At 51.1% G+C, this 25,790-nt stretch carries 30 protein-coding genes; 7 read left to right on the top strand and 23 right to left on the bottom strand.

Going from position 1 to position 25,790, the window contains the following annotated elements:
- The first annotated feature begins 56 nt into the window (after positions 1-56).
- Positions 57-197 carry a hypothetical protein gene (locus D3P07_RS27120; RefSeq protein WP_182914370.1) on the top strand — a complete coding sequence of 47 codons (141 nt, stop codon included), beginning with the start codon at positions 57-59 and terminating at the stop codon, positions 195-197.
- A gap of 71 nt (positions 198-268) precedes the next feature.
- On the opposite strand, the gene D3P07_RS17105 is transcribed toward D3P07_RS27120, so the two are convergent.
- The 13 genes from D3P07_RS17105 to D3P07_RS17050 all read right to left on the bottom strand — a co-directional run bounded on the left by D3P07_RS17105 (position 269) and on the right by D3P07_RS17050 (position 9,115).
- The gene (locus D3P07_RS17105; RefSeq protein WP_119801461.1) at positions 269-1,000 is read right to left on the bottom strand and encodes a ZIP family metal transporter; all 732 of its coding nucleotides are present in this window, start codon (positions 998-1,000) and stop codon (positions 269-271) included.
- A gap of 13 nt (positions 1,001-1,013) precedes the next feature.
- Positions 1,014-1,529 (bottom strand): NUDIX hydrolase, encoded by a 516-nt coding sequence (locus tag D3P07_RS17100; protein ID WP_119801460.1) that lies wholly within the window; start codon positions 1,527-1,529, stop codon positions 1,014-1,016.
- 42 nt (positions 1,530-1,571) lie between these two features.
- On the bottom strand, positions 1,572-2,366 hold the full coding sequence (locus tag D3P07_RS17095; protein WP_119801459.1) for an inositol monophosphatase family protein: 795 nt from the start codon (positions 2,364-2,366) through the stop codon (positions 1,572-1,574).
- The gene (locus D3P07_RS17090; protein WP_119801458.1) at positions 2,363-2,731 is read right to left on the bottom strand and encodes a glyoxalase superfamily protein; all 369 of its coding nucleotides are present in this window, start codon (positions 2,729-2,731) and stop codon (positions 2,363-2,365) included. Before D3P07_RS17090 ends, D3P07_RS17095 begins: the two co-directional genes overlap by 4 nt.
- A 161-nt stretch (positions 2,732-2,892) precedes the next feature.
- Positions 2,893-3,081: a hypothetical protein gene (locus D3P07_RS17085; protein ID WP_119801457.1), complete on the bottom strand. Its 189-nt coding sequence runs from the start codon at positions 3,079-3,081 to the stop codon at positions 2,893-2,895.
- A gap of 76 nt (positions 3,082-3,157) precedes the next feature.
- Positions 3,158-3,286 (bottom strand): hypothetical protein, encoded by a 129-nt coding sequence (locus tag D3P07_RS27620; protein ID WP_259391554.1) that lies wholly within the window; start codon positions 3,284-3,286, stop codon positions 3,158-3,160.
- 79 nt (positions 3,287-3,365) lie between these two features.
- Positions 3,366-4,124 carry a phosphoribosylformimino-5-aminoimidazole carboxamide ribotide isomerase gene (gene hisA, locus D3P07_RS17080; RefSeq protein WP_119801456.1) on the bottom strand — a complete coding sequence of 253 codons (759 nt, stop codon included), beginning with the start codon at positions 4,122-4,124 and terminating at the stop codon, positions 3,366-3,368.
- A 107-nt stretch (positions 4,125-4,231) separates the two neighbouring features.
- Positions 4,232-4,477, bottom strand: a complete 246-nt coding sequence (locus D3P07_RS17075) for a DUF5680 domain-containing protein (protein ID WP_119801455.1) — start codon at positions 4,475-4,477, stop codon at positions 4,232-4,234.
- A 170-nt stretch (positions 4,478-4,647) separates the two neighbouring features.
- Positions 4,648-5,505, bottom strand: a complete 858-nt coding sequence (locus D3P07_RS17070; protein ID WP_119801454.1) for a nucleotidyltransferase domain-containing protein — start codon at positions 5,503-5,505, stop codon at positions 4,648-4,650.
- 202 nt (positions 5,506-5,707) lie between these two features.
- Positions 5,708-6,196 carry a DUF3221 domain-containing protein gene (locus D3P07_RS17065; protein ID WP_119801453.1) on the bottom strand — a complete coding sequence of 163 codons (489 nt, stop codon included), beginning with the start codon at positions 6,194-6,196 and terminating at the stop codon, positions 5,708-5,710.
- Positions 6,197-6,457: 261 nt separating this feature from the next.
- Positions 6,458-7,384 carry a serine hydrolase domain-containing protein gene (locus D3P07_RS17060; RefSeq protein WP_182914369.1) on the bottom strand — a complete coding sequence of 309 codons (927 nt, stop codon included), beginning with the start codon at positions 7,382-7,384 and terminating at the stop codon, positions 6,458-6,460.
- Between the two features lie 33 nt (positions 7,385-7,417).
- Positions 7,418-8,836 (bottom strand): MDR family MFS transporter, encoded by a 1,419-nt coding sequence (locus D3P07_RS17055; protein ID WP_119801451.1) that lies wholly within the window; start codon positions 8,834-8,836, stop codon positions 7,418-7,420.
- An 18-nt stretch (positions 8,837-8,854) separates the two neighbouring features.
- Positions 8,855-9,115, bottom strand: coding sequence for a hypothetical protein (locus tag D3P07_RS17050; RefSeq protein WP_119801450.1), 261 nt, complete (start codon positions 9,113-9,115; stop codon positions 8,855-8,857).
- A gap of 221 nt (positions 9,116-9,336) precedes the next feature.
- On the opposite strand from D3P07_RS17050, the gene D3P07_RS17045 reads away from it, so the two are divergent.
- Complete coding sequence (locus D3P07_RS17045) at positions 9,337-9,957, top strand: DedA family protein (protein ID WP_119801449.1); 621 nt, start codon at positions 9,337-9,339, stop codon at positions 9,955-9,957.
- 62 nt (positions 9,958-10,019) lie between these two features.
- Here D3P07_RS17045 and D3P07_RS17040 read toward each other — a convergent pair whose 3' ends face one another.
- Entirely contained in the window at positions 10,020-10,292 is a 273-nt protein-coding gene (locus D3P07_RS17040) for a hypothetical protein (protein WP_119801448.1), read from the bottom strand.
- Positions 10,293-10,490: 198 nt separating this feature from the next.
- Here D3P07_RS17040 and D3P07_RS17035 point away from each other — a divergent pair, with 198 nt between their 5' ends.
- Positions 10,491-11,903: a hypothetical protein gene (locus tag D3P07_RS17035; protein WP_119801447.1), complete on the top strand. Its 1,413-nt coding sequence runs from the start codon at positions 10,491-10,493 to the stop codon at positions 11,901-11,903.
- 41 nt (positions 11,904-11,944) lie between these two features.
- Here D3P07_RS17035 and D3P07_RS17030 read toward each other — a convergent pair whose 3' ends face one another.
- Both D3P07_RS17030 and D3P07_RS17025 read right to left on the bottom strand, forming a co-directional pair.
- Positions 11,945-12,526 carry a hypothetical protein gene (locus tag D3P07_RS17030; protein ID WP_119801446.1) on the bottom strand — a complete coding sequence of 194 codons (582 nt, stop codon included), beginning with the start codon at positions 12,524-12,526 and terminating at the stop codon, positions 11,945-11,947.
- Between the two features lie 219 nt (positions 12,527-12,745).
- Positions 12,746-14,965 carry an MMPL family transporter gene (locus tag D3P07_RS17025; RefSeq protein ID WP_119801445.1) on the bottom strand — a complete coding sequence of 740 codons (2,220 nt, stop codon included), beginning with the start codon at positions 14,963-14,965 and terminating at the stop codon, positions 12,746-12,748.
- Between the two features lie 131 nt (positions 14,966-15,096).
- Between D3P07_RS17025 and D3P07_RS17020 the strand changes: the two genes are divergently transcribed.
- From D3P07_RS17020 to D3P07_RS17005, 4 genes are all read left to right on the top strand, one after another.
- Positions 15,097-15,726 (top strand): TetR/AcrR family transcriptional regulator, encoded by a 630-nt coding sequence (locus D3P07_RS17020; protein WP_182914368.1) that lies wholly within the window; start codon positions 15,097-15,099, stop codon positions 15,724-15,726.
- 22 nt (positions 15,727-15,748) lie between these two features.
- Entirely contained in the window at positions 15,749-16,036 is a 288-nt protein-coding gene (locus D3P07_RS17015) for a DUF3817 domain-containing protein (RefSeq protein ID WP_119801443.1), read from the top strand.
- Positions 16,037-16,232: 196 nt separating this feature from the next.
- The gene (locus D3P07_RS17010; protein ID WP_259391553.1) at positions 16,233-16,808 is read left to right on the top strand and encodes a bifunctional transcriptional activator/DNA repair enzyme AdaA; all 576 of its coding nucleotides are present in this window, start codon (positions 16,233-16,235) and stop codon (positions 16,806-16,808) included.
- On the top strand, positions 16,805-17,314 hold the full coding sequence (locus D3P07_RS17005) for a methylated-DNA--[protein]-cysteine S-methyltransferase (RefSeq protein WP_119801442.1): 510 nt from the start codon (positions 16,805-16,807) through the stop codon (positions 17,312-17,314). Before D3P07_RS17010 ends, D3P07_RS17005 begins: the two co-directional genes overlap by 4 nt.
- A gap of 85 nt (positions 17,315-17,399) precedes the next feature.
- Here D3P07_RS17005 and D3P07_RS17000 read toward each other — a convergent pair whose 3' ends face one another.
- The 7 genes from D3P07_RS17000 to D3P07_RS16970 all read right to left on the bottom strand — a co-directional run bounded on the left by D3P07_RS17000 (position 17,400) and on the right by D3P07_RS16970 (position 25,582).
- Positions 17,400-18,188: an undecaprenyl-diphosphate phosphatase gene (locus D3P07_RS17000; protein WP_119801441.1), complete on the bottom strand. Its 789-nt coding sequence runs from the start codon at positions 18,186-18,188 to the stop codon at positions 17,400-17,402.
- 52 nt (positions 18,189-18,240) lie between these two features.
- A complete protein-coding gene (locus D3P07_RS16995) occupies positions 18,241-19,557 on the bottom strand; it encodes a hemolysin family protein (protein WP_119801440.1) in 1,317 nt (438 codons plus the stop codon).
- Positions 19,558-19,679: 122 nt separating this feature from the next.
- Entirely contained in the window at positions 19,680-20,828 is a 1,149-nt protein-coding gene (locus D3P07_RS16990; RefSeq protein ID WP_119801439.1) for a DUF3900 domain-containing protein, read from the bottom strand.
- Between the two features lie 108 nt (positions 20,829-20,936).
- Positions 20,937-21,110: a sporulation histidine kinase inhibitor Sda gene (gene sda, locus D3P07_RS16985; RefSeq protein WP_182914367.1), complete on the bottom strand. Its 174-nt coding sequence runs from the start codon at positions 21,108-21,110 to the stop codon at positions 20,937-20,939.
- A gap of 228 nt (positions 21,111-21,338) precedes the next feature.
- Positions 21,339-22,466 (bottom strand): response regulator, encoded by a 1,128-nt coding sequence (locus D3P07_RS16980; protein ID WP_119801437.1) that lies wholly within the window; start codon positions 22,464-22,466, stop codon positions 21,339-21,341.
- Between the two features lie 136 nt (positions 22,467-22,602).
- On the bottom strand, positions 22,603-23,049 hold the full coding sequence (locus D3P07_RS16975; RefSeq protein ID WP_119801436.1) for a hypothetical protein: 447 nt from the start codon (positions 23,047-23,049) through the stop codon (positions 22,603-22,605).
- Positions 23,050-23,191: 142 nt separating this feature from the next.
- Positions 23,192-25,582 (bottom strand): histidine kinase, encoded by a 2,391-nt coding sequence (locus tag D3P07_RS16970; protein ID WP_119801435.1) that lies wholly within the window; start codon positions 25,580-25,582, stop codon positions 23,192-23,194.
- Between the last annotated feature and the right edge of the window lie 208 nt (positions 25,583-25,790).

Genomic DNA, 25,790 nt, shown 5'->3' with positions numbered 1-25,790 from the left:
TTGCCATGCATAACCCTCCACCCCAAGCTCATCCTAAACGGATGGAGGTGAAAAGCATGTCTGGAAGAAACAACAAGCCCGACAATGACGGCCCTGCCGCAAGCCCGTCAAGACTAGACCAATTTGGCGACAAACTGGCTGACGACACCAAGGCGTCTCCAAAGCAGATCCACAATAACGAGAAGCCTGCTAATTAACAGGTAACGAAAAAAAGGAGTGCCGTTCAGCGTAAGGCTGCGGCACTCCTTTTATATCTTTCATTCATGGCTTATCCGAAGAAATAGCTGATGTAGATCATCACGAGCAAGCCGGCAATAAAGGAATAGGTGGCCGGTCTTTCATACCCGTGGCTGTGCGATTCCGGAATTAGCTCCTTGTAGACGATGAAGAGCATCGCCCCGGAAGCAAAGGCCAGTCCGTAGCCGATAAGCGCTTCGACGTAGCTGGCGGCAAAGTACCCGACAATAGCGGATACAACCTCCACGAGACCTGTCAGCGTCACAATCAACATCAGTTTAAGCTTGCTGACTCTGGACTGCGTAAGAAAGATGGCCAGCACCAATCCCTCGGGCATGTTCTGCGCGCCAATGGCAATTGCGACCATTGGTCCCAAGCCTTCATTGGAGCTGGCATAGCTGAATCCGGTACTGAGTCCTTCTGGGATGTTATGAATAAATAACGCGATAATGACAAGCAGCGATTTGGAGTCAAAGGAGCTGATTCCTCTTTTCTGCTCGATATCGATATGTGGAATATTTTTTTCCAGCAGGTCAAGCACAACCACCCCGATAATCAATCCGATCGTAAGCGGTATTAATCCCGATTCATTCAATGCCTGCGGCAGCAGTCCGAATGTGGAAGCAGATACCATAATCCCGGCTGTGAAGGCGATCAAAATGTCCTTCCATCTCTCTGACAACGAGCGGACGAATAAGAGAGGCACGGCGCCGAGCACCGTGGCCATTGCAGAGATAAAGCTGCCTAGAAGCGCTGCTGTCATGATGTATGGCTCCTTATCGATGTAATTGCTTCAGAAAGCATAGGTCGCGTTCATGGATGAAACGTCCTTCATAGGTGGCGGGCTCATGCTTCTCCAGAAGCTGGATGGCGTCCTTCAAGGAACGCCAGCTAATCGTAGCGCCTGCCTCTTCGTTCGCAGGATTGTCTTCTTCTTGTTCATGGTCACGAATTTGGCCGATATAGCCGTAAGAGAATTGCAGCAGCTCCCGTTCATCCTGATACTCGATTACGAGGCCAATGTCATCTGTCAGCTCGATCTCCGATCCCAACTCTACTCTGGCTTCCCGCTGCATCGCCATCTGCAGGGTCTCCGACGCTTCGATGCCGCCGCCGGGCAGTTTATAATAGTTCCCGTCTTTCCTATGTAACAAAGCAACCTCATAGCGGGTGTTAAAAATAATGCCTCTGACGGCTCGGCGCATCCAGAAGTTGCCGCCATGCCTGCGCGAGGTGGCATCGCGCCCGCTAAGACCCAGATCACGTTCATAGATTTCCCGCAGTAGCTCCATCCCATACAGTTCCTTCCTGTTGATCTCTATCCTATGCAAGGATTAACGCTTCATGCCATCCGCCACCATACTCAGAAAGTACGGCAAATGCTCTGGATGGCAAGCTATCAGACAGGGCTGATCGGCTGCTCCTGAGAACGGATTGCCCCCGAAGTCAACGACGGCAGCCCCTGCCTCCATCGCAAGCAGAATGCCGGAATACAAATCCTCGCCTTCCGAATGATAGACCATAATGGCATCGAGATCGCCTCGTGCCAGCATGCTCCATTGCAGAGTCGGTGCCCACAGGCGCATCATTCGTTTCGTATGTACATCGATATAATGCCGAAGCTGCACAGCCTCATCGCGCTGCTGGACCGCATGGCCCTGAATCCACCCGACTCTCGCCTTGACGAACGCCCGTGCCGGATTCATAGACACCGGACGTTGATTGCAATTTGCCCCTACGCCAACGATTGCTGTGTACAATCGATCGGTTATCGGCTCATAGATGACGGACAGCACCGGCTCGCGCCGCCGCATTAGCGTGATCGAGATCCCGAATAAAGGCAGTCCCACCGCAAAATTGTTCGTGCCGTCAAGCGGATCGACGAGCCATTGCCACTCGCTCTGCTTACCGTCATCGCCCGCTTCTTCCGACCGGATGGCATGGTCCGGGAATACACTGTGAAGCTTTGCCAGAATAATAGCCTCCGCCTCATGATCGACCTCCGTCACCAGATCGCCGTGCTCGTCTTTCTCCTCTATTCGGATGATTGAACCAAATCGTTCCTTCATATATCTTCCTGCCTCGTAAGCGGCTGCAACCGCCACTTCTTTGGCTATGTTTATCATCATTCGCCCTGCTCCTTCTTCTCTGAATAAAAGTGCAGCCGATTGCCGAACGGATCCGTGACTTGAACCGCATTCCATTCCTCGGAGAAACCCGGACGCGCATAACTGTATTGCTTGGCTAATAAGTGCTCTTGCCATGCCTTTGCATTCTCTACTTCTATTCGTATTGCCGATCCAGGCGTACAATCGCCGTGATGCTCTGACAGATGCAGCACGCAGCCGCCCTTGGACACTTGAGCATATAAGGGGAAATCAGCTTCATAACGATGCTCCCAATCCAAGCTGAATTCCAGAAAAGAGAGATAAAATTCCTTCGCTTTGCGTTCGTCAAAAATGCGAAGAATCGGTATAGTACCTTTAAATTCCATTAGCGGCTCCTATCTAACGGCAATGCCGATTGGGCTGTATTCTATATGCTTCCACGATTATACATCTTCTTGAGCAATCAAGAAAGAACCAATCAAACGCAACGAACCCCTCCGGAGCTGCAAGGCTCCGAAGGGGTTTTCATTTGCTTGAACTAGATCGCCTAAGCGTTTGCGCAGCTCAACCAGGTTAGCGATAGGTTAACCCGATTCCAGATACCGAACGCTTTCTCCTCCATGACCGAATTGATTTTGAAGCCGATCGTGAACATGGCCAGAAATAGCGTAAATCCAAAAAACAGCTGAATGCTCATATCGTTGCCGGCAAGTCCTGCCGTCCGGACGGACTGCATTCGCATGCAGCGGAGTGAGGAAGCGGAGCTGCGGTTGCGACACGCGCAGAGCGCGGGAGGCGGGCAAACGTCGGCATCAGCGCACAAGCCCCATGCCCAGCGCACAGATCCGCCATGGCATATCCTGCAAAGGCTCCCCATGTCCGAACATAGCCAGTCCCCATACCGCTAGCAGCATGGCAAGCCAAATCCAATTGGATCTCATCCATGCCCACCTCCCTATGTGCACAAAATAAGAAACGACCGACATACATGCTGCCGGTCGTATTGATTCGTTATAGGCATCAGGATTGCTGTCGCCCTCTGCTGAACGCGACAACTTCCTCATACGGCAGTTTCCCTCCGAATATATCAAGCGCGCTGCCGATCGTCAAATCCAACTTGCCTCCGGAGAGCGCTAAGAACCGCTCCATATCAGCAATGGATCGGGCTCCGCCCGCATAGGTTGTCGGAATTGCAACCCATTGCGCCAAATCACGGACTAGCGACTCCTGAATGCCGCTCTGCTTGCCCTCGACATCCACCGCATGAATCAAATATTCGTCGCAATAGCCTTCCAGTTCCCGGATATTCGCTTCGTTCACTTCAAAGTCGCTGAATTGCTTCCATTGATTCGTGACGACGAACCACTTGCCGTCCTTCTCCTTGCAGCTTAGGTCAATGACCAGCCGCTCTTTGCCGACTTCGGAAACCATTCGGCGGAGATGATCCTCGTTCAATTGTCCATCGCGGAAGATATAGGAGGTCACAATGACATGCGAACCGCCTTGCTCCAGATAGGATGCCGCATTGTCGGCCGTAATGCCGCCGCCGATCTGCAAGCCTCCAGGATAACGGGCCATCGCTTGCTCTGCCGCCGCTTCGTTGCCGGGTCCTAACATGATAACATGTCCTCCCGTTAATTCGTCCTTCTTGAACAAGTCGGCATAATAACCGGAGTCATGCGCGGAAACGAAATTTTCAATGATGGCGTCGTTAAGCGTCTCGCCTACGATCTGCTTCACTTTGCCAGCGTGAAGGTCGATACAGGGTCTGAATTTCAACGTCGTTCCTCTATTCTTCTAGTATGATATAAGCAACAGCTTGTCTCAGCTTCTTCTATTCTGACATAGAGTACCGCATCATCGCAATAAATAGTTCCGCCATCCGGTTAAGCATATTGAATGACCCCGCCATGGAAGGACAGGCTGAAGATCGTTTTCTCTTGCTGCAGAATTCGCTCTTCTCCGCTGAATCGGCTGATATCGCCGCTCCAATTACATTGATATTCAAACCGCGTATCGCTCCTATTCGCGGGTCCGCGGAATGGAGCCGTCTCGTCCACTTCCCTTAAGCACGCATTCAGAAATGCCGGAAATCCCGGCACAGGATCATGGGTATAGCCAAAATAGTTCATCGACCACTTGGCCTCCCCGTTACGCCAAACCATCTCCTGGCCCGGACGGCTTCTCCAGGGCATTGCCGCTGGAAGCATACGCGCTGCGTTTTGCTTCCACAATAAAAAGAATCAGTTCCTGTTCATGCGCCATCTTCCGCACCTCACAATAGGTATCCAATCACGTTCATCTAAATCCAATTGTGATCGGTCATATAACCCCTTACGGCGTTTGTAATCTCAAGCAGCAGTTGCCGCTGCCGCTTCAACAGCATTCGATCCTGATGAGCACCAAGCAGGAAGTCCAGCTCATGGATGAGCGGCTCCGGGCAAAAGGCAAGCTCCGATAGCTGCTTCCCGATCTTCTTATCGCCTTTAAAATAAACTTCATTGGCCGCCAGCAACACTTGGAGCAGCGAATGGAAGGTTTGCTGCGCAATGCCCGACGCATAGACAAAGTCCCCGCGCTCAATCGCGCTAAGATAGTGAAAGTTGTCCAGCCAAAACGTCGATTTCCACCAAAATTGCTGGATGATGGCTTTCTTAAGCTTCTCAGGATAGACGCTCACATGCCCCTTCCAATTCGTCAATAGCCCCACTTCATCTATCAGCGGCTGTACGAAGCTCACTTCTGACAAACAAATGTAATTATAATAGCCGCTCAGCGTCCAGAAGGTTGGTTCCACAAAAATTTTGCCATCAAGGCACTCCCGAATCGCCTGCTCGTATACGGCGATGGATTTTACGCTTGTCTCGACTTTCATTCCGCTGTAATAGAAATCCGCACAGCCGCCCCATAACGTGCCTTCGATATGCTCGTCGATATGACAGGACTGATCCGCATCGGCAATGGCTGACAGAATCGACCGGCGCTCCTCCAACGGCTTAACCCCGTCCGTATAGACATAGAAGTCAAGATCGGAGTGCTCATCCATATACCCTTTGGCATAGGATCCGCCCAAAGCAATCGCATAGCGTCCTGTCAGCATTCCCTGTAGTACAGGTATAATCTCTTCAATCCGTTGAGCCACATTTATATGTTCACGCATTTCGCTTAACCCCGCTAATCATGGATTGGATGCATCATCAATCGATCATTCAGCAACAATACAATCGGAATCACGACAACAAGCTCGCCATTTTGTTTCCCGGTCATGCAGCATCCCCCCCTTGCACAAAGAAACGATGCTATAATTATACATTTTTACATCATGAAAGGAATAGTAGATAATCTATCAATTCTTATCATTTTCAGATGTTTATGAGGCGCGTTCCCACATTGTCGCATCCTTCAATTGATAATCCGAATATACCGTTTCGTCCGACAATTCGTAGACGCGCAAGCTTCATTTCCTCCGGGAACGACTGCTGAGGATGGACGGAGGATGAACTAGGTGTAGGGGAAACTGGGGAAGCTGACGGAGCCTGTCCGATTTTCTTTACCTTTCGCGCTCCTGCCTGGCTTGGATAGGAATTATTGACTCCTCCGTTAATCCAGTACTGAACACGGTCCCCGACTTTGTAGCGAGAGGAATAGGCATTCAGCCAGATCGCAGAACCTTCATAATCCGTGAGAATATCATTCCAAGACAAGCCGAGATAAGGTTCTGCCGAATAATCGAGTACGAGAATCTGCTTGCCGTCTGTGTGGAAGACGACACCTTCTCCATCGGGAGAAGATGACGCACAACCCGCCAGAGCGATCAAAATAATCATACAAAACCAGAACCGATTATTCATCCGTAATCATCCGCCTTTCTATCGGCAGCAGGCTGCAGCCTGCTAGTGTCCCTCATCGGGATACGGGCTCGAATCATAGCAATTCTTTAGGTGGAGTATCGGTAGAATGTGCAGGAAAGCCGGAAGTGCCCGATACGAATCGGGACAGCATCCGTTGTATCTCATGGTGCAAAGTGCACAGCTGGCAGAAGGATTGATGTGGGGTGAACGGATGCATGTCATGATCAGGAACTGCAACTTGATACGTCCTGCATGTATTATTTATTTCAGCGCCATGGGAACAAGATGCCGGAAGATCAGCTCTCTTGCCCATTTGGCGTCATTGCGCTTCGTGATTTTTTTTCGAATAACGATCGTGAGCCCGAGCGAGGGGATATTCATTAAATGCTGGCCGCCATGGCCGAATGCAAAGTAGCAATCGGCACATCCATTGAAGGACGCCGGAGAAATCCACCAATGATAGCCGTATCCGCCATAGATTGGCGGCTCATAATGAAGCAATCCGCGGTGATGAAGGGCAACAGATTCTTCGATCCATGCGGATGATACAATCTCCTTCCCGTTCCACCTTCCATTCTGTATATACATCAGTCCGATTTTGGCCAGATCATGCCCGTATAGGGATAATCCGGTGCCGCCTTCGCTGATCCCGTTTTTCTCTGACCAGCGTGCCGCCTCGAAGCCAAGCGGCTGGAATAGCCGCTCCTTCGCATATTGGACGGCCGGCTTCCCAGTTGCCATTGTCAGTATAGCGGACAGAAGATGCGATCCGCCGGAATTATAGGTGTACGCATGACCAGGTTCATGAATAACCGGTTTTGCGAGCGTATACGCAACAGGATCGGCCGATGCGCGCATCTCCTTGTAAGGCTTGTCGAAGTCCGGCCATTCAAAGCCCGGCGTCATTGTGAGCAAATGCTTAATCGTAATCTTCCGGCGTGACTGCTCATCCAGCAGCGAAACGTCCAAATAATCGCCGATCGGCTGATCCATGCTCCCAATCTCCCCCCGATCCTGCGCAATTCCAATCAACGCAGAGAGAACGCTTTTGGTACAGGAGTACAACGGGGCTAGTGAATCAGCGCCTCCGTCATGCCAGTCCTCCAGCAGTTCCCCGTTACGGTAGACGATTACGGACTTGATCCGCCATTCCTTCGCAAGCTGCTTGATATCATCATCCATTAACATTGCCATTGCGTCCTAACCTTTCTGCGCTAAGCGTCATGATGCGTGATTGCCGGCCTGGAGCGGTTCTTCCTGTGCCTGCTTCGGCGTAATGAAGGATAGCAGCAGGACCCCGACCGATAGCCATGCGACCCAGACGAAGATATGATGCAGACTGGTTTGCAATAATCCCGGATCGATATCATTAGCCGTTCCTGTATGCAGCATCAGGCCGAACACCGTAATGCCGATGGTCTGCCCCAGCGTACGGATGAAGTTATTGCTGGCGACCGCTGCGCCGCGCAGCTCCCTGCCGACAGCGGAAGTGACCGCAACCGTCAGCGCTGTCAGCGTCAGCCCAAAGCTGATGCCGGACAGGAAGGTATAGAAGACCAGCAGCCATATGGATGACGTGCTGCCTACCAGCGCAAAGCCCGCATTGCTTACTAACAAGAAGCATGCCGAGATCATACATAAGGTACGCAGTCCCGTCTTGGCTATCAAATTGCCTGCCAGAATCGAGCCGAGCGGCCAAGCGATTGATAATGGAATCATCAGAATGCCGGAATAGGTAGCCGTCTTGCCATATACGCCTTGGAACCATAACGGCAAATAGAAGATAACGGCTACGTTAATGACACAAAGCAGGAAGCTGATCAGATTCGCCATGGAGATTAGACGGCTTCGGAATAGCTGAAGCGGTATGATCGGCTCCGGCGAACGCTTTTCAATCCAGATAAAGAATGCAAGCAGCGCGGCGGACAGGCCAAATAGCGCCATCGTTCCCCAGCCCCCTTGAGAATCTCCACCCTCGCCCCGCAAGAGAGACATGGCATAGAGGAAGAAGAACATGCCCGCGCTGAATACAACGATGCCCGGGTAATCGATATGGCGCTTTTTCTTTTCGATCTTCTCTTTCATGAATAGAGAGAGCAAGACAAGAGCAACAACCCCGAAAGGCAAGTTCATGTAGAAGATCGCTCTCCAGGATACATAATCGACAAGAAGACCGCCTAAGAGCGGTCCTGAAATGCCGGCAATCCCCCAAATGCTGGACATCCAGCCTTGGACCTTCGCACGCTTCTCGAACGGGTACAGATCGCCGATAATCGTATAAGGAATCGTAGTTAATGCGCCTGCTCCTAGCCCTTGCAGCGCGCGAAACCAGATCAGTCCCGTCATGGATTGGGCAATACCGGACAGCATCGAGCCCGCCAGAAAGATAAGCGCGCCAATCATAAACATTCTCTTCCGGCCGTACAAGTCCGACAGTTTGCCGTAGATTGGCGTCGTAATAACGGTTGCCAACAAATAAATGGAGATGATCCAGCTATATTGCTGGACGCCTTGCAGTTCGCCTGTAATGCTGGGCATGGCTGTGCCGACGATTGTGCCTTCAATTGCAGCAAGAAAAGTCGCCACGAACAAGGCGACTGTAATTTTGGTGCGTGATGATTCTGTTACTTCTTCCTTCATTGGGTATAAGTCCTTTCGTTACGACACGCAGGTCGATGCCGCTTCCGAGCGCATGCCTCCCTTAGGAATCATACAGATGCCGAAGCATTGACGCATAATGTAGCTTTGACGCTGCGGCTCTTCCCTCTTCCAAAATTCCGGATCCTGGAATAACTCGGCGAGAACCCGCTTCGCGGCCTCACATGCGGCTGTCTCGTCGCCAAGCATCGATAAGCATATCGTATATGTAATGGATTCACAGCTTCGCAGTGCTGCTACTTTCTGCTGAAATTTCAACATTTTCCCCTTCGCTCCTTCATCCTGCACGTAAGCTAACCCTAATTATAGCGTTGCTTCGACAGGAAAAAGTTACGAAAAGGTTAAATTCGAACAGTTAAATCCGAAACGTTCAAATTTCGAGCGCGTATGTGATATATGAAATCAGTCCGATTTGTGGTACTCTTGTACATTAGATTCCCATACTCACGAAACTATAGGAGAATAGGAAGCGTGTCTCTAAAATGGCTTATGACTTATTGCTGTCTATTATCGAACAGGTTGGCTATGTAGCTCTGTTCCTTGTGCTCTGCCTCGGTCTGATCGGCTTGCCTATTCCGAACGAAGCCGTCGTTATGACTGGCGGCGCACTGTCCGCTGCTGGAGCTTTATCCCCAGCTCCCGCTTACTTCATGACTTTTCTTGGCATATGCTCAGCCATGACGTTCGGATACAGCATCGGCCGATTCTCGGGCGCTAAGCTGTCCAACTGGTTTCGTCGAAAAAAAAACATCTCGAAGTTCCTCGAGAAGTCGGAAGAACTCAGCGAGAAATACGGCGGCTATGCGCTTAGCATCAGTTTATGCTTTCCATTCTTGCGCCATGTAACCCCTTATGTCATGGGACTTAACCGAATGAGATTTATACGATTCATGCTGTTTGCGTACCCTTCGGCTTTTGTATGGACATTGATTTATTTTATCCTCGGCGCTTTTGTCGGGGACAAGGTTCAAGACCTCTCCAATGAAATCTCCTCATACGGCACTTGGATACTGGTTGTATTGTGTGTCGTCGCAGCAGGTTATATCGCATACCGTTACATCAAGAGCAAGAATAAGAAGAAATTTATTGATCATTCCGCTTAACGGCACTCCGCCGGACGAAGAAGCCCATGTCCAGAGACGAATTTCTCGGACATGGGCTTTCATCATTTTGGAGCCAGCTTATCCTTCGCGGCCTGCACCAACTGATCGAACAACTCGTCATTCTCTTCCAGCTCGTCCTCCACCTCTTCCAGCTGCTCTTCTTTACCGGATTGGTTCAAAAAGAAAAGTCCGTAGCCCCACTCCGTTCCACGCTTGCTATGCAATGTAATCTCATAATCATGCGTATGCCCTTCGACACTGAAGTGCACCCTCCCGACATAACCGCTTTCCTTGGAATATGTCATGGCCGCATCCATGATGTTCACCGTAATCATTTTATGGTCATCCTTTCCGATCTGGCTGTACAAGACGAATCTCGTCCATATCGTTAGTAGGATAGCATAGCCTACCTATAGGCGCAACCGGATTCATGACAAGCTGCGTCCAGTTGAACGCCTATGTCCATCCCTGCATACATTACAGTACGATAGCCGGTACTCTGGCTACGTTGCATGCTGGGAGGATGATCGCGTATGGTTATTCAGTTAGCAGCGGTTCACTGGGTTTATCTCTTATTTGTAGTGGCGATCATAGGGTTTATGATCATGCGCAGAGACACCACGCTTGTCTGCATCGCAGGCATTCTAGGTATCGGCATTCTGGCTACCACTTCAATTGAAGGCTCTATCAGCGGAATTTTTAACAGCTTTATCTATGCCATAAAGGAATTAATCGGTACGATTCTTATTATATCCATTATCGTCGCCATGAGCCGAATTCTAATCCGAACGGGCATTAATGAAGTGATGATCGCTCCGTTCGCAAAATTCATGAGAACGCCTACATTGGCTTTTTGGGGTATCGGTCTCATCATGATGGTTACATCGCTTTTCTTCTGGCCGTCGCCTGCGGTCGCTCTAATCGGAGCTGTCCTGCTTCCTGTTGCGCTTCGAGTAGGCCTGCCCGCGCTTGGAGCAGCTGTGGCCATGAATCTATTCGGTCACGGAATTGCGCTATCCGGCGATTACATTATCCAAGGCGCGCCCAATCTCACCGCCGCTGCGGCAGGCATACCCGTGAGCGAGGTAATGCAGGCCAGCATTCCGCTTGTAATCGTCATGGGGGTTGTCACGACGGTGACAGCCTTCTGGCTGATGAAGCGGGATATACGGTACGGGCGATGGAATGACGGTTTAATTGAGCCAGTGAATGACACGGGGAGCGGAACTGTCCAGCAGGATGATAGGGAGAACGATATGCTTTCTGTTGCTTCCAAACGAATATTGGCTATCATCATTCCCATTCTCTATGCGCTGAACGTCGCGGCGATGTTCGCCCTTAATCTGCAAGGCGGGGATGCTACCGCACTGATTGGCGGCACCTCCATCCTTATTATGCTTGTTATTACGATGATGACGCATCGCGGGAGAGGACTGGAGAAAGCAACTGGTTATTTGATTGATGGCTTCCTGTTCGGATTCCGTGTGTTCGGGCCTGTCATTCCGATTGCCGCTTTCTTCTACCTTGGTGATTCGGGCTTCTTCGCGATGTTCGGTGAGAAACTGCCTGAAGCCTCGAACGGCATCGTGAATGATCTGGGCGTTGCGCTTGCGCATGAAGTGCCGGTCAATGGCGTCATCGGCTCCATTACGTTAGCGGTTGTAGGCGCAGTGACAGGACTCGACGGTTCAGGCTTCTCCGGCATCTCCCTTGCCGGTTCCATCGCCCAATTGTTCGGCCATGCGATCGGCTCCGGTATCGCTACGCTAACGGCGCTTGGTCAAGTCGCCGCAATCTGGGTGGGCGGCGGCACAATTGTACCGTGGGCGCTCATTCCCGCCGCAGCGATCTGCGGAGTTAGCCCCTTCGAGCTGGCCAGGCGCAACTTGAAGCCGGTTGTCATTGGTCTAGTCGTCACAACCATTGTTGCCATGCTCCTTATATAATCCTGGATCGAACTTATCTTTAGGCTGACAGCATCTTCGCCTTACATGCTCGTCGGCCTTCTTTTCCTTCGATGACGTATGATGATAATTGCAGCAACCAGGATGACGGCAATACCAACCCACAGCACCCACCAAAGTGAGCTCGCAGTTCCTGGATGCTGTCCCGCCTGTGACTGCGGCGGCACGCTGCCTATGCCCAGCTCGGCCAAGTCCTGTCCGGCCGCGCTATGCAAGGCGGTTCGACTGCATAAGCTGACATCCAGCGATTCACCTGAATTTCTCGCATAGACGACATACCTGGAGCCCTCCTGAAATTCATAGCCGCAGCTCGCGCTGGACTGGGCAGAGGTTACCGCAATCGTCGGCGACACTTTTCCCTTCCATATCTCATGAACCTCGAAGGTCCATGTTACCGGATCAGCTGATGATTTGGAGAACAATCGCACTGGCTCCTTCTTAACCTTGACCGTGCCGTCAAACACGACATCATTGTTCTGCTTGGCTTCGTTGACGCTTCCTAGCAACGCACAGCTGCAAGCGCTTGCCCTCTCTGGTCCGATCGCGAAGCTCCCAAGCAACACTGCAATCAAGATACTTATCCATAAGAACTTCCCTGTTTTCATCCGTGTACCCTCCTCTTTCTCTATCCATCACGGTTTATTAGAGAGACGTTCGAACGTAGAAAAAAGTTTCAATAATTAAGATCATTTTCCTAAATCCACCCATACAAAAATCGGCCCGATGCGACATATTTGCCGCATCGAGCCTTCCTTTTGCTTCGGTGCAAATCAGGTCATGAGGGCCATATGAATCGCCAACGCCTCACCGGAGTGCACCTGTTCTTATTTATACTGGACTTGCTTCGCGTCTTCTGCAGGTATGGCTTTGCTTGGCCAAAAAGCGTGTTTTCCCAAAATGGCCGTAATGGCCGGTACAAGAAACGGCCTAACGATGAAGGTGTCCATTAAAACCCCGATCGCTGTAATGAGGCCGAATTGGACGAGTACCTGAATCGGCAAAGTTGCCAATACGGCGAATGTCGCTGCCAGTATCAAGCCGGCCGAGGTAATGACGCTGCCTGTCTCGCTTACGCCCTCCCGGATCGCTTGCAGCAGCGGCATCGTTTTTCGTTTCTGCCAGATGCTGGAGATCATAAAAATGTTATAGTCCTCGCCAAGCGCAATGAGGAATACGAAGGCATAGAGCGGAATCGCGCCTTGAATCGCGTCGAAACCCATTACATGATGAAGAATAAGCCAGCCGAGACCTAACGCCGCTACATAAGAGAGCAGGACGGTGCCAATGAGATACACCGTTGCAGTAACGGATCTAAGGTACAACAGCAGCAATACGGCGATAAGTCCGATCACAACCGGCATAATGACCCGGTTGTCCCGGTCGGTCAGCACCTTGGTATCATACTGCTCGGCAGTCTGTCCGCCGATCCATACCTGCTCTTGCGCTGCGGCAACGCCCGCATCGCTTAACGCCTGCTCCGCTGCGGCTCTAATATGGGGTATCGCGTCCATTGCGGCCTGCGAATATGGATTAATGTTCAATACAACACTGAACGACGAATATGCGGCATCGATCTCGCTCACTGTTGGATCTGCAACATGATCGACCTCGTTCAGTGCAGTCAGCTTGCCTGCAAGATCGGCCGTTTCTCCATCGCGTACCACTACAGTGACAGGAGCCAGCTCGCCTGGCGCATAATTATTTTGAATAACTGTGAAGCCTTCACGCGACGGCATATCTTCCGGGAAGGAAGAGAGCAAATCATACGTATATTTGATGCCGGTCGAGCTTGCAGCGAGAACGCCGAGTACCGCAATGCACGCAATCGTTACTGTCCAAGGCTTGCTTACAACGACCTTGCCTACTCTGTCGCTGATCGTTTTGCGTTTTGCCTTAACCTCATGAGCCTGCCCTTTCTTCGCTGCTCGTTCCTTCTCCATCTCCTCCGTACGTGGAATGAACGGATAGAAGGACTTCCTGCCAATGACCGACATCAACGCAGGAATTAACGTCAGGCTGGCAATCATCATGATTAGAATAGCAAGGCTGAACGGCACAGCAAAACGGTCATAAGCGCCATACTTCGCAATCAGCAGCGCCAACAAGGATAGCACAACCGTGAAGCCGCTCATGGCAATCGCACCCGAGGCTCCCTTGAATGCGCGTACCAGCGCCGCAGAACGGCTGCTCTCCTTGGTCAGTTCTTGCCTGAATCGAGTAATAAAGAACAGGCAATAGTCCGTACCCGCTCCGAACAACAGCACGGTCATGATCGCGATCGCCTGCGAATCCACCGTAATCCATCCTTCGCCAGCCATCCACCCGAGCAGCGGGCTTGTTACCGCGTAAGCGAATCCGACACCGACAAGCGGAATAATAGCAAGAATCGGTGAACGGTAGATGAGAAGAAGCAACACCAGCACCAGCAGCACCGTCGCCGCCATCAAGACAAAGTCGGCATTCTGGAACAGCTCCGTTGCGTCGATGGAGATGCCGACCGGACCGCTTATGCGCGCGCTAAGCTCGGTTGTCCCCTCAATCGGAACCAGGAATGGATCGGCTCCTGCGGCAGCCGTCGCCAATTCTTTGATCTTCTCCATATTTTCCTTCAGCAGCTCCGTCTCAGTCGCCTCTGCGAAAGCGACAGGCTGCACAAGCGTCGAGCCATCCTCTGAGGAGAATTGCTGTAAAGCCGTCAGCGGCATGAAGTGCAAGGGGATGAGCTCTCCTTGCGCTTCCAGCGGATTATCGGCCAGTTCCTTGGTCAATGCCTGGATCGATGCATAATCCGCATCGGTAAGACCGCCTTCGCGATGCCATACAATAAGTGCAGGCACGCCTGCGCCACTTGGGAAATATTGTTTGATCATCTCGTCCGCCAGGACAGACGGGCTATCAGCCTGCAAATTAGGCGCGTTGTTCTTCTCCATCTCTCCGACAGGCGGCAGCGCGATCGTCAAAATAGCCGCAGCTGCAACCCAGATCAAGATCGTGACCCACCTCGTGTATTTTCCCGCAAAAAAAGTTGCCAGCTTGTTGAACATTGCCTACTCCTCCGTTTCGTTCCTTCCAACTTAACGTTATAATAAAGTGACGTACTGAATTAATTATATATACCCGAAGGTTAATTAATCAACCTATCGTTTTGTATTTTTTTTGAATGGAGGATACGCATTTGCAACCCACACCGCCCAAGCGCAAACCAGGCCGTCCAAAAGCGACCAGCACCCCGCCAACGATGGGACAAATCTTGCGTACAGCTTCACAGCTGTTCATGGAACAGGGATTCGAGAACGTATCGCTCGAGAGCGTAGCGCAAGCCTGCGGCGTTACGAAAGCCAGCGTTTATTATTATTTCAGCAACAAAGCCGTTCTCTTCACAGAATGCCTTCTCTTCGTACTGAAGATCGCCCATGACCAGACCGCAATCATCGTGAACGGTCCCGGCACACTGAAGGAACGTCTGCTGGAGGTCGCAAGCCGCCATATGCGCAATGCCCATATCGATTTCGAGTCAATGATGAGAGAAGCATCTCCGGGACTTACCGATGAGCAAGTCGCCCGCATTCGCGATGGCGAACAAGCGCTTCACAGGCTGCTCTCAGGCGTATTCCAACGCGCAATGACCGAAGGCGAGATTGAGAACAATGACCCGATGCTCCTCTCTCACGTATTCACCGCGATGATGACTGTCCGCAACCGCAAGGAGATTGTGAACGATTTGCAAACTGTGGAACAAACCTCCTCCTTAATCGTACAATTGCTATGGGACGGTCTCGCGCCACGCCGGGAACCAAGCCCATGAGATGACGAACCGGAGGTACGACATGTTAAAAACCGCAATCGGTAGACTACGAGTAATTGGAATATTGGAAGGGCTGTCCTTCTTGATCCTGCTTTTCATCGCCATGCCGCTCAAATATTGGGCCGACTCCCCTGGAATGGTCGCAATTGTCGGCAGCTTGCACGGCCTTTTATTTGTTCTTTATATCTTGGCCGTCATTCACGTTACCTTAAAGCATCGCTGGTCATTCTGGAAGTTTGCGGCCGCTTGCGCCGCTTCCGTATTGCCGTTTGGTCCATTTGTCGTTGACCGCAAGCTGCTGCGAGACTAGCCCGCAGATCATAAAGGCATCCGCATGCTCCCCCGTGGGAGCTGCGGATGCCTTTTGTTGCATTTCTCTGCCGGGACCATAAGAGCAAGAATGAGGACGAAACACTCCCCTTTGCCCTGATAAGATGGTATCGTATTGATGCGAGATACTAAGAAAAATTAATGGCTAGTCATCAACGGAAACAGGAGGACAAGACATGGCCCCGTTATCCTTCGAAGAAATGTGGTCGCGCATAATAGCATGCGACAGCAACTATGACGGTTTATTTTATACCGCCGTGAAAACAACCAGAATCTACTGCCGCCCTTCTTGCCGATCCCGCAAACCAAAAAAGGTAAACGTCGAATTTTACCTTCATATGAACGAGGCGGAGAAGGCTGGCTACCGCGCCTGCAAGAGATGTCGGCCGGAGAGCCAGCATTCCCCGAATGTCGGCGTTGTCCGCCAGGTGAAGGCGTTCCTGATTCAACAACACAAGCAAAAGCTGGAGCTGCGGGATATCGCCGATCATGTCGGACTGAGCGCCTTTCATTTGGAGAGATTATTCAAACAAGAGACAGCCGTAACGCCGCGTGTGTTTCTGGAACAGATTCGGATTGATCGAGCTGCGCATCTGCTTTTGCATACCGAGATGTCCAATCTCGATATTTGCTATGAGACCGGATTTTATAGCCCTTCCAGCTTCTACAAGGCGTTCCGGCAGGTCAAAGGCAGTTCGCCTTCCGAATACCGCAAGATGGTAAAGCCGTTACAGGAGGATATAACGCAATGACAATGTACAAGCTGGATATCGCCACCCCTATCGGGGTGCTGGAGATTATTGGAACCCATCATGCGATTGTTTCGATCCTATTTGTCGAACGGGAAACACCCGCCTATCCCTGTCTATCCGATACGCCGGATGCGCTGCAGCAATGCGCGAGGGAATTGAACGAATATTTCAATGGCGATCGGTCTGCCTTCACTTTTCCTTACAGCTGCGAAGGAACTGCCTTTCAATCACAAGTATGGAATGCGCTGAAGAGCGTTCCGTTCGCCCAGACCGGCACCTATCAAAGCTTGGCCCAAGCGATTGGCAATGAGAAGGCGGTCCGCGCTGTCGGCAGTGCGAACGGCAGGAATAAGCTGAGCATCGTCATCCCTTGCCATCGCATCATCGGCTCGAATGGCACGCTAACGGGCTATGCCGGCGGCTTGTGGCGCAAGGAATGGCTTCTGCAACATGAGCAGTCTGTCGCCCAGAACCGGGCGAATCAAGACAGCAGCAAGCCCGGCTGACGAATCCTAGTCCTTGAACGGCAGAAAGCCCGGATTCACGCTCGTCAAGCGTAGATCCAGGCTTTCTGCCATGTACAGAGACGAATTAAAGAATGATGAAGAAAAATAATGCCGCAAGCGCGAAGCGGTAATACGCAAAGTAACTGAGACGAAGCTTCTTCATCATGTTGATGAAGGTAACGACAGCGATCATCCCCACTACGAAAGCGGAGATTAGCCCGATCAGGAACAGGGGCAGATCCGCCATCGTCAGAAACTCACGGCTGCCAATCAAGTCAACCGTGCTGGCGCCTGCCATAATCGGCACGGACACGATGAACGTAAACTCGGCCGCCGCCTTCTGGCTTGTTCCGACCAGCATACCGCCGGAGATCGTCGATCCGGACCGGGAGAAGCCCGGCCATAGCGATAGAATCTGGAAGCAGCCAATAATGAAGGCTTGCTTGTACGTAATATCGTCGAGTTCCTCTGCGACGATCTTCCTCTTCGACCTGTCGGCGACGATCATCAAGATACCGCCTAATACGAGACCAACGAGCACTGTTGTCGGACCGAATAAGTACTTTTTGATAACGCCATGCAGCACGACAGCCAGCACGGATGCCGGCAGCATCGCTAATGCGACATGCATCGCATTTAGTCCGCTGCCTTTTTTTAAATTGAAATTTAGCAGCTTCACGAACCTTTGTCTGTACAGGACTAGAACCGCCAGTACGGCGCCAAGCTGAATAACAACCTCGAACGTCTTGGCGCGATCCCCTGTGAAGTTCAGCAGCTCCCCTGTCAGAATCAAGTGTCCCGTCGACGATACGGGCAGGAATTCCGTCAGGCCTTCCACAACGCCCATAATAATCGCCTTAATAATATCTTCCATCTTGCTCACTCTCCCCAATCATTTACCACGGCAGTCCGGCTTCTCTTAAAGCTTATGCATGTCCATACTGGCTCATTTCACTTTCGGACGAATCGGTATAAATTTCAATCTTCCGGATGCGGTGCTCGTCCCGTTCCTTCATGACGAAGATCGCATTGTCGTAGCTCCATCTTTCGCCTTCAGGCAGATCGGGCTGCTGCATATAGAGCCAGCCGCCGATCGTATCCGCTTCGTCACTCTGAAGCTGCAGACCCACCGCTTCATTCACTTCGCTGAGGAGCGCTTTTCCGTCTACCAGATAATGCTCTTGTCCCAGTCTCTCAATCTCCAGCTCCTCATCCTCGTCGAATTCATCACGGATTTCTCCCACGATCTCCTCGATCATATCTTCAATCGTAATCAATCCGGAGGTCCCGCCATATTCATCGAGAAGAATGGCCAGATGGACCCGCTCCAGCTGCATCATGCGAAGCAGCTGATTGATCGGTATCGCGTCCGGCACGGAAAGCGGAGGCTGAATCATTTTTTTCAACTCCGATGCGTCGCTGTTGTTAAAGTCGTGCAAGAATAGATTTTTAGTGTTGAGAATACCGATAATATTGTCCTTGTCCCCTTTGGCGACGGGGAATCTCGTATACTGCTCCTTCTTGATAATGTCGATGTTTTCTTCTTTGCTGTTCTCGATATACAAACATATCATGTCGGTACGGGGTACCATAATTTCACGTGCGAGTCTCTCGTCAAAATCGAAGATACGGTTCACATAGCCGTATTCGTTTTTGTTGATCTTCCCGCTCTCATAGCTGTCTGACAGTATCATCCGGATCTCTTCCTCGGAATGGGCATCATGCTCGCTGGCCGGATGAAAGCCCATCAGCCGCACCAGCTTGTTCGCGGAGCCGTTCAGCAGCCAGATGAACGGGTACATCGCTTTATAGAACAGAATGATATAGGGAGTCGTGAATTGGCTCACCTTCTCTGATCTTATAATAGCGACCGTCTTCGGCGCAAGCTCTCCAAGCACCACATGCAAGTAGGTCACAAGCATAAAGGCAATTACAAAGGAGAGGACGGTTGCAAGCTGTCCTTGAATGCCCGCCCAATCGAACAAAGGATGAACGAGCTTCTCTATCGTCGGCTCGCCTAACCAGCCCAGACCGAGTGCTGTAATGGTGATGCCTAGCTGGCAAGCGGACAAGTATCCATCCAGATGCGTGGTCACTTGCTGAACCGCCTTGGCGTTTTTGATGCCCTCGTCTACCATCTGCTGCACGCGGCTTGCTCTCAACCGTATAATCGCAAATTCCGTCGCAACAAAAAATGCCGTGAACACAAGCAGCAGGGCAAAAAGAATAAGATTAATAGCCATGGAGCGTCTCCTTTCAGGTGGCATAGATACGTGAAGAAGCCTTCACGGCTTCTCCACTTATACAGCCTTGCCCGTATTAGATACCCTCATACTCCATGACAATGCGAGCTATACAGACTTCCTTACCAAGGCGGGGAATCGTCTTCCCCGTCTCCGCTTCGGTAGCCGCCGCTTGCAGGGTCAGCCTCGTCCTCATCCGCCGGACGGCTGGTCCCGATGATTGGCAGCACCTCCGACAGATCGCGCGGCTGCAGCAGCTCGACAGGGGACATGCCCCTCTCGAACTGGAATCCGTCGCCTTCAATAACGACAACATATTTGCCGTTATGCTTCGCGAAGTGAATGCTGTCGCCGAAGTCCGACAGCAGTCCTTTGACCGTAACTCCGCCTAACTTAAAGGTGAACGGCAAATCCGGCTTTTGCTCGACGAGCGCTGCTGATGCATGCTCTACCTGCTCCTGCGACCACCATTCCTGCAAGTCCCGCTTCTCGCTCGCAGCCCATACCTCTACCGCATTCTCTTCTTCGCTGCGTTCCGAGCCCGTCTCTTCCTGCCATTTGTCGGCAATGTATTGATGCACCATCTCTACGACCTGCTCGCCGATCACTTCCGGCAGCGGCTTCTCGTAGGAGACATATTTCAGAAAATCCTCAAAGTATCTGGCATGAGATGCCTGATGAATTTTCAGCTCCCAATGATCAAGCGAACCTTCTTCATGCATATGAGGATATTGAATCGACTTGATGCTGCGTGCGCTGATCGCCATATCCACTTGCGCGATAAGGCTGCGCTCATCCGAGATACGGGCAATCTTCGGCTCAAAATCGCATTTCAGCAAAAAGAGGAACGGCTCATTAAAATACGTATTAAGCGTGGACAGCGCAATGATGAATGCGCCGCCGCGCACTGCGCTCGTATCCATATAGATGCGGACCAGCTCGTCGGCGATGCCGAGGAAACGGTCCTTCGAATCTGCGTCTCTCAGACGCTGGAACAAATTATAGTTCTGATTGCTGCCAAGCTCATAGCCCGGCTCGACCATAAAGCGGCCAATCTTCGTTGGCGCGTTCGCCGTATTCGGATTGCGTTCTACCTTCCGCTTTACAATCCGCACAAACTCATCATCCAAAAAATGTTTAAGCTCGCTCTGCTCATAATCATCGCCATCCAGCGTCTGATAATGCTTGAACCGCCTGCCCGACGAAGCGGCCGATGTCTCGCCATCGGTATGAATAACGAAAAAAGATAAATAATGCATACGAAAATCCACGTCTATCATTCCTCCACGATTGCTGGTGTCATTGTTATAGATTAGCACATCCGAACGCGTAGAGGATACTCGATTATGAGGAACGGGTCCTGTCTTACATGCGGCTGCCTAATATTGGCGTTCGGGTGACAATTCGGGAATTGCCAGCCCGCGGTCTGTAATCGTATCCGCCAATATGCGGATAAAGTACGGGTCGCAGCCGTATCTTACCGCTTCGCAGTAGCATTGAATCAGCTCGTTGTTCGGCAGCTTCGTTTGGTGAATGGTGTATCGCGAATCCATAACCATGTCTCTTTTCCAAGTTATTTTTTGAAACCTTCGCCATAATTCGACATTTCAGACTTCATTATAAAGATGCAGACTGAAAGTAAGCTGAAATTCCCGGCGGCCGAATAAAACGAGAGATATTGCATAATCTTTGACTCCCCAAAGCAACACGGATCTGCCAACCCTCGCTCGGATATATTCGCGCATACGCAAAAAGACCCGGCCAGCAGCCAGGTCTTCACGTTATGTATGCATATATTTTTCCGGGTTAACGGCTACTTGCCGAAGTGTAAAGGAAGGAGGATCGCCTAAATCTTCTTGGAATAAGCGGGATATTTTATCATAATGCGCTTCAGCAGCCAGAGGATCATGCTCCAGCAGATGCGCTGCAATAATTCGGGCCTGATATTCTTCGTGATACGGATTAGAGGCAACCATCTGATACAGATACGGCAGCGCGTCGGCATAATGCCCGCCGCTCAGCTCATAATGGATAACAGCTTCCAGCATGGCATGAAAATCAGATTCAGCCTTCAGCTTCGCTGCGGCTGCCCATTCCCAGTCATGCTCCTTCAGAAATCCCTCATGATATAGCTGCACGGCTTCCCGCGCAAACCGTATATTTTGATCCGTTCGATAAGTTCCGCATAAATCGGCAAACTGGGTCCATTCATCACGAAGAGGCGGAGCTTTAAGTCGGTAGCTGCCGCCTTCACCTTTATCTTGCTCTACGATGTCTAATAATCCATGCTGTTCCAAATCCTTGCGAAGCTGATAGACGGTGGAGTGAAGATTGACCTGCGCTCGTTCGACATCTTTGCCGGACCATAATGCTTCAATAATTTTGCTTTTGCTGACCGGGGAACCCCGGTTAATAAAAAGAAGCGCCAGCAATTCTCTCGATTTTGAATTGCGAAATTTGACAAGAACGCCATGCTCCGTCTCGACTCTGAACCAGCCGAAACATTTAATGACCGCTTTCATCGTTCTGCTTGGCATGGCAAGCGACTGACGGGCTACAAACCGGTTCAAAGCTCTTCCGATGCTTTCTTTGGTGACCGGCTTCATAATATAATCGAGCGCTTCAACATCGAAGGCTTGATGGGCGTATTGCTGAAAGGCGGTGATGTATACGATCTGCACCTTTGGCCGAATGGCATATATTCGCCGGCCAAGCTCCAATCCATGCATGACGGCCATCTCCATATCCAGCAGCACCAGATCGAACTTCCCGGCTTCCGCTTCCATAAGAAGCAACGCCGGATCGGTATGTATGCCCTCGATGGAGACCTTGTCGTAATCGGAGAGCACTTTGCAAATGCGCTTTAAAGCCGGAGCCTCGTCATCTACAATTCCTACCCTGATCTTCATTTCTTCACCTCAACAACCCCCTGCCGCATCCAATCCGAATTACGATCTAATAGACGTGACGAGCATCCCGGAATGCTCCCACAATGCGATTTTGCGCTTTACATACCTCCCCGGCCCTTTATGCGGGCTGTCGTTATTATCGCGTCAGGTCCGTCCCGAGACTGCTTGCTTCGCCCGAATGGACATAAGTTTTCACAAAGATGGAGTACATAAGCGGCTTTGCGGATGCTATATCGCTGATGTCTACCCAATAATATCCCGGCTCATAGGCGTCTCTGACAGATATCGGCTGTCTCTTGCCGGACTTCAGCATAGTAACGACCAGCGGCAGCTCCACACCTTGTACGCTAGCCTCGTGAATTAAGTGGAGAATACACTCGCCAAGCTCATCCGTCAACGTTTTGCCGAACGGCGGCATTATGACCGGGCCGCCGCCCCCGATTGAGCGATTGAATCTAAGTTGGTCTACGACAAGGCCAGCCAGCAAAAGCATGAATTTTGCAATTTTATAGCTCTTCTCATCTTCTGTGCCAACCGCTATTTTCGGGACGTGATCCGATAATCTTGCTCCATATTGCTGCATCTGATTACCCCTTTAAACGTAATGCATGCGCTCTACCGCCTATTTTGACGCTATTCGTCATAGTTCGACAGCACTATTTTCATTATAAGGCGCTTGACTGAAAGCAAACTGAAAAGGGAACCTGCACAGCTTTGTGTCACGACTAGTCCGTTTCCTGCTCCGGGATACGAATCTCGACTCTTGTCCCTTTCCCTGGCTCGCTCCATATGTTCAAGCCTTGCCCATAGATGAGCAGCAGCCTTTGATGTATATTCATCAAGGCCATTCCGCTTAGTCTCGCATCCGATCGCAGCAACGTTTCTGCCCGTTCCAGCGCCATGCCCGCTCCGTTATCTTCGACGATAATCATCAGATAACCACGATCGGCTCTGGCCGTCAGCTTAACTTTTCCCCCTTCCTGTTTTTGAGTCACACCGTGCTTAACCGCATTTTCCATAATTGGCTGAATAATTAATGGAGGCACGGTAATATCCAATGAATCGTCAATATCGTATTCAATATCCAATCGATGACCGAACCTGGCCTTTTCGATGTACAAATAAGATTTCACCAGCTCGATTTCTTCGCTGAGGCCGATGAACTTGCTTGTATCCTTCATTTGAAAGCTGTTCCGCAAGTAATAACTGAGCCTCAGCAGCAGATCATGCGCCTTCTGCGGCTCCTCCAGCGTGAGCGTAAGCGCCGTGTTCAACGTATTGTACAAAAAATGAGGCTTGATCTCTGCCTGCAGCATCGCAATTTCGGATGTTGCGGCCGACTCTGCAAGCTGCTTCATCTCCAGGAACAAATCGATCCGTGCATGAAGTTCATGGGCCTGGAACGGTTTGAGCAAAAAATCATTGACCCCTGCCTGAAAGCCCTCATGCATATCCGTCACGCCTTCTTTAAAGCTCATCATGATGATCGGAAGCTCCGCATGACTGTAGCGGGCTCGAATTCGGCGTACCAGCTCGATGCCGGACATCCCCAGAACCGAGCCGTTCAGCAGCACCACATCCAGCTTGCGAGCTTGGTCGATATGCGCCAGCGCTTCCGCTCCGTTCATCACCGATGCGATCTTGTAGCGGTCGTCCGTCAGCGTATCATGAATCATCCGCAGCGAGCAGCAGTCTTCGTCGACCACGAGGATGTGAAGCGTCGTATCGCTACCCTGTTCGGTTCTCGATACTGCATGCTCCATTGCCGCGCTGTCCGATCTGTCCTCTGTTTCTTCAGGAACCTCCCTCGCAAGATAAGCGCTGTCCGGGGACCGGATTCGCGCTGGCAAGCGCGGCTCCAGAAACCGCCTGGAGAAGTCGGTCGTCTCAAGGAATATCAACAAAAAGATGACATAATACAAGATTGGCTTATTGAACAGCATGGCTGCATTCCGGCTAAGCATATAGTCATGGACGAGCGCCAGCACGCTCAGCACCAATCCCGCAAGCCGGGCAATCGATCCTTCCCTGCCGCTTCTGATGGCATGCATAAGCATATATAGCAAATGACCGCCTGCCACGGATACATATATGTAAAACGCTACCCGAATCGCCGGATACAGATGCAGCGGCACTGCGAACAAAGACAGATTGAACAAGATACCCGCCCATGCCAGCACCTTCATGACAGACCGATTGAATTCATTCGGGAACAGCTGATGAACAAAGAGGATCGTAATCGCAATGCCCCCGTATAGCGAGAGAGCATCCAGAAAGGTCAGCCAGTCCACGGACAAGCCGGGAGCTAGCTGCAAGATAAACATATGATCGATGACGAGCATTCTGATCGCGGCCAGCATACACAGAATACTATAATATAAAGCGGCCGGCACGAAGCCGTACACGATCCATGTATAGAAATAATACAGGGAAATAATGATGGCGGAGCCGAGAAAAAACATTGTCCCCGCCAGCTCTTGGTCTCTGAGCATCCGCATCTGGTCCGCGCTGCCGAGTTCGAGCGCTTCCACCATGCCCCCGTCCCGTTCTGTATAATTGGAGATCTGGACGATCAGATCGAGTGAAGTCGATTGCGGCTTGAAGTAGACCGTTTGGGGCAGATAGGCCGCGACAGAGCTCTCTTCCCGAGCAGAGACATGGCCGCCTGCTGCAATCGTTTTTCCGTTCGCCATCACTTTATAAGCGGTAGACAGTACCGGTATTTTTAACGCCAGCACATCGGAGGAAGTCTGCAACTCTACTCTTAGCCGAAATGTCGCATATCCCTTGTGATGTGGCCTAAGCCCGCCCAGATTGTAATGATTCCATGCTTGCGGCACGTGTACGTTGGTTCCGGCGCTGAGGACTTCGTGCGAATGAAGATCCCCGCTTGTCAAGAGCTTGTCCCAATAGAAAGACCATTCTCCCGCAAGTGACACTCTCCCGTCCTTCTGCATGCTCCAATTCTCCAACTGCAATACGCCTTCAGCCGAAACTGGCGAAGACTCCTCCAAACTGCCCTTCATTGCAGATGCCGCGACCAATAACACAACGGCGAGCAAGATCACCAAAAAATAAGTGCTGCTAGCAATCGATCGTTTCTGTTGAACTACCATTCTCTAGGAATCTCTCACTCTCGGCTGACAATCTCAACATATTTCCTTTATTATACTGAAACGGAAAGGGACGCGCGAATGAGCAAGCAACAGTCGGCTTTTGGCATGGTTTCATTGCAAAAACGCCGAAAAGAATCTTTTCGGCTTTCGGCTAAGGCAGTACTTCTATTGTAGGACAGCAATGAATTTCGATCGGCACTAACAGGTC

Origin of the sequence: Paenibacillus sp. 1011MAR3C5, assembly GCF_003591485.1 — a bacterium.
GTDB lineage: Bacteria > Bacillota > Bacilli > Paenibacillales > Paenibacillaceae > Pristimantibacillus.
This window is presented reverse-complemented; position numbering and strand designations above follow the sequence as displayed.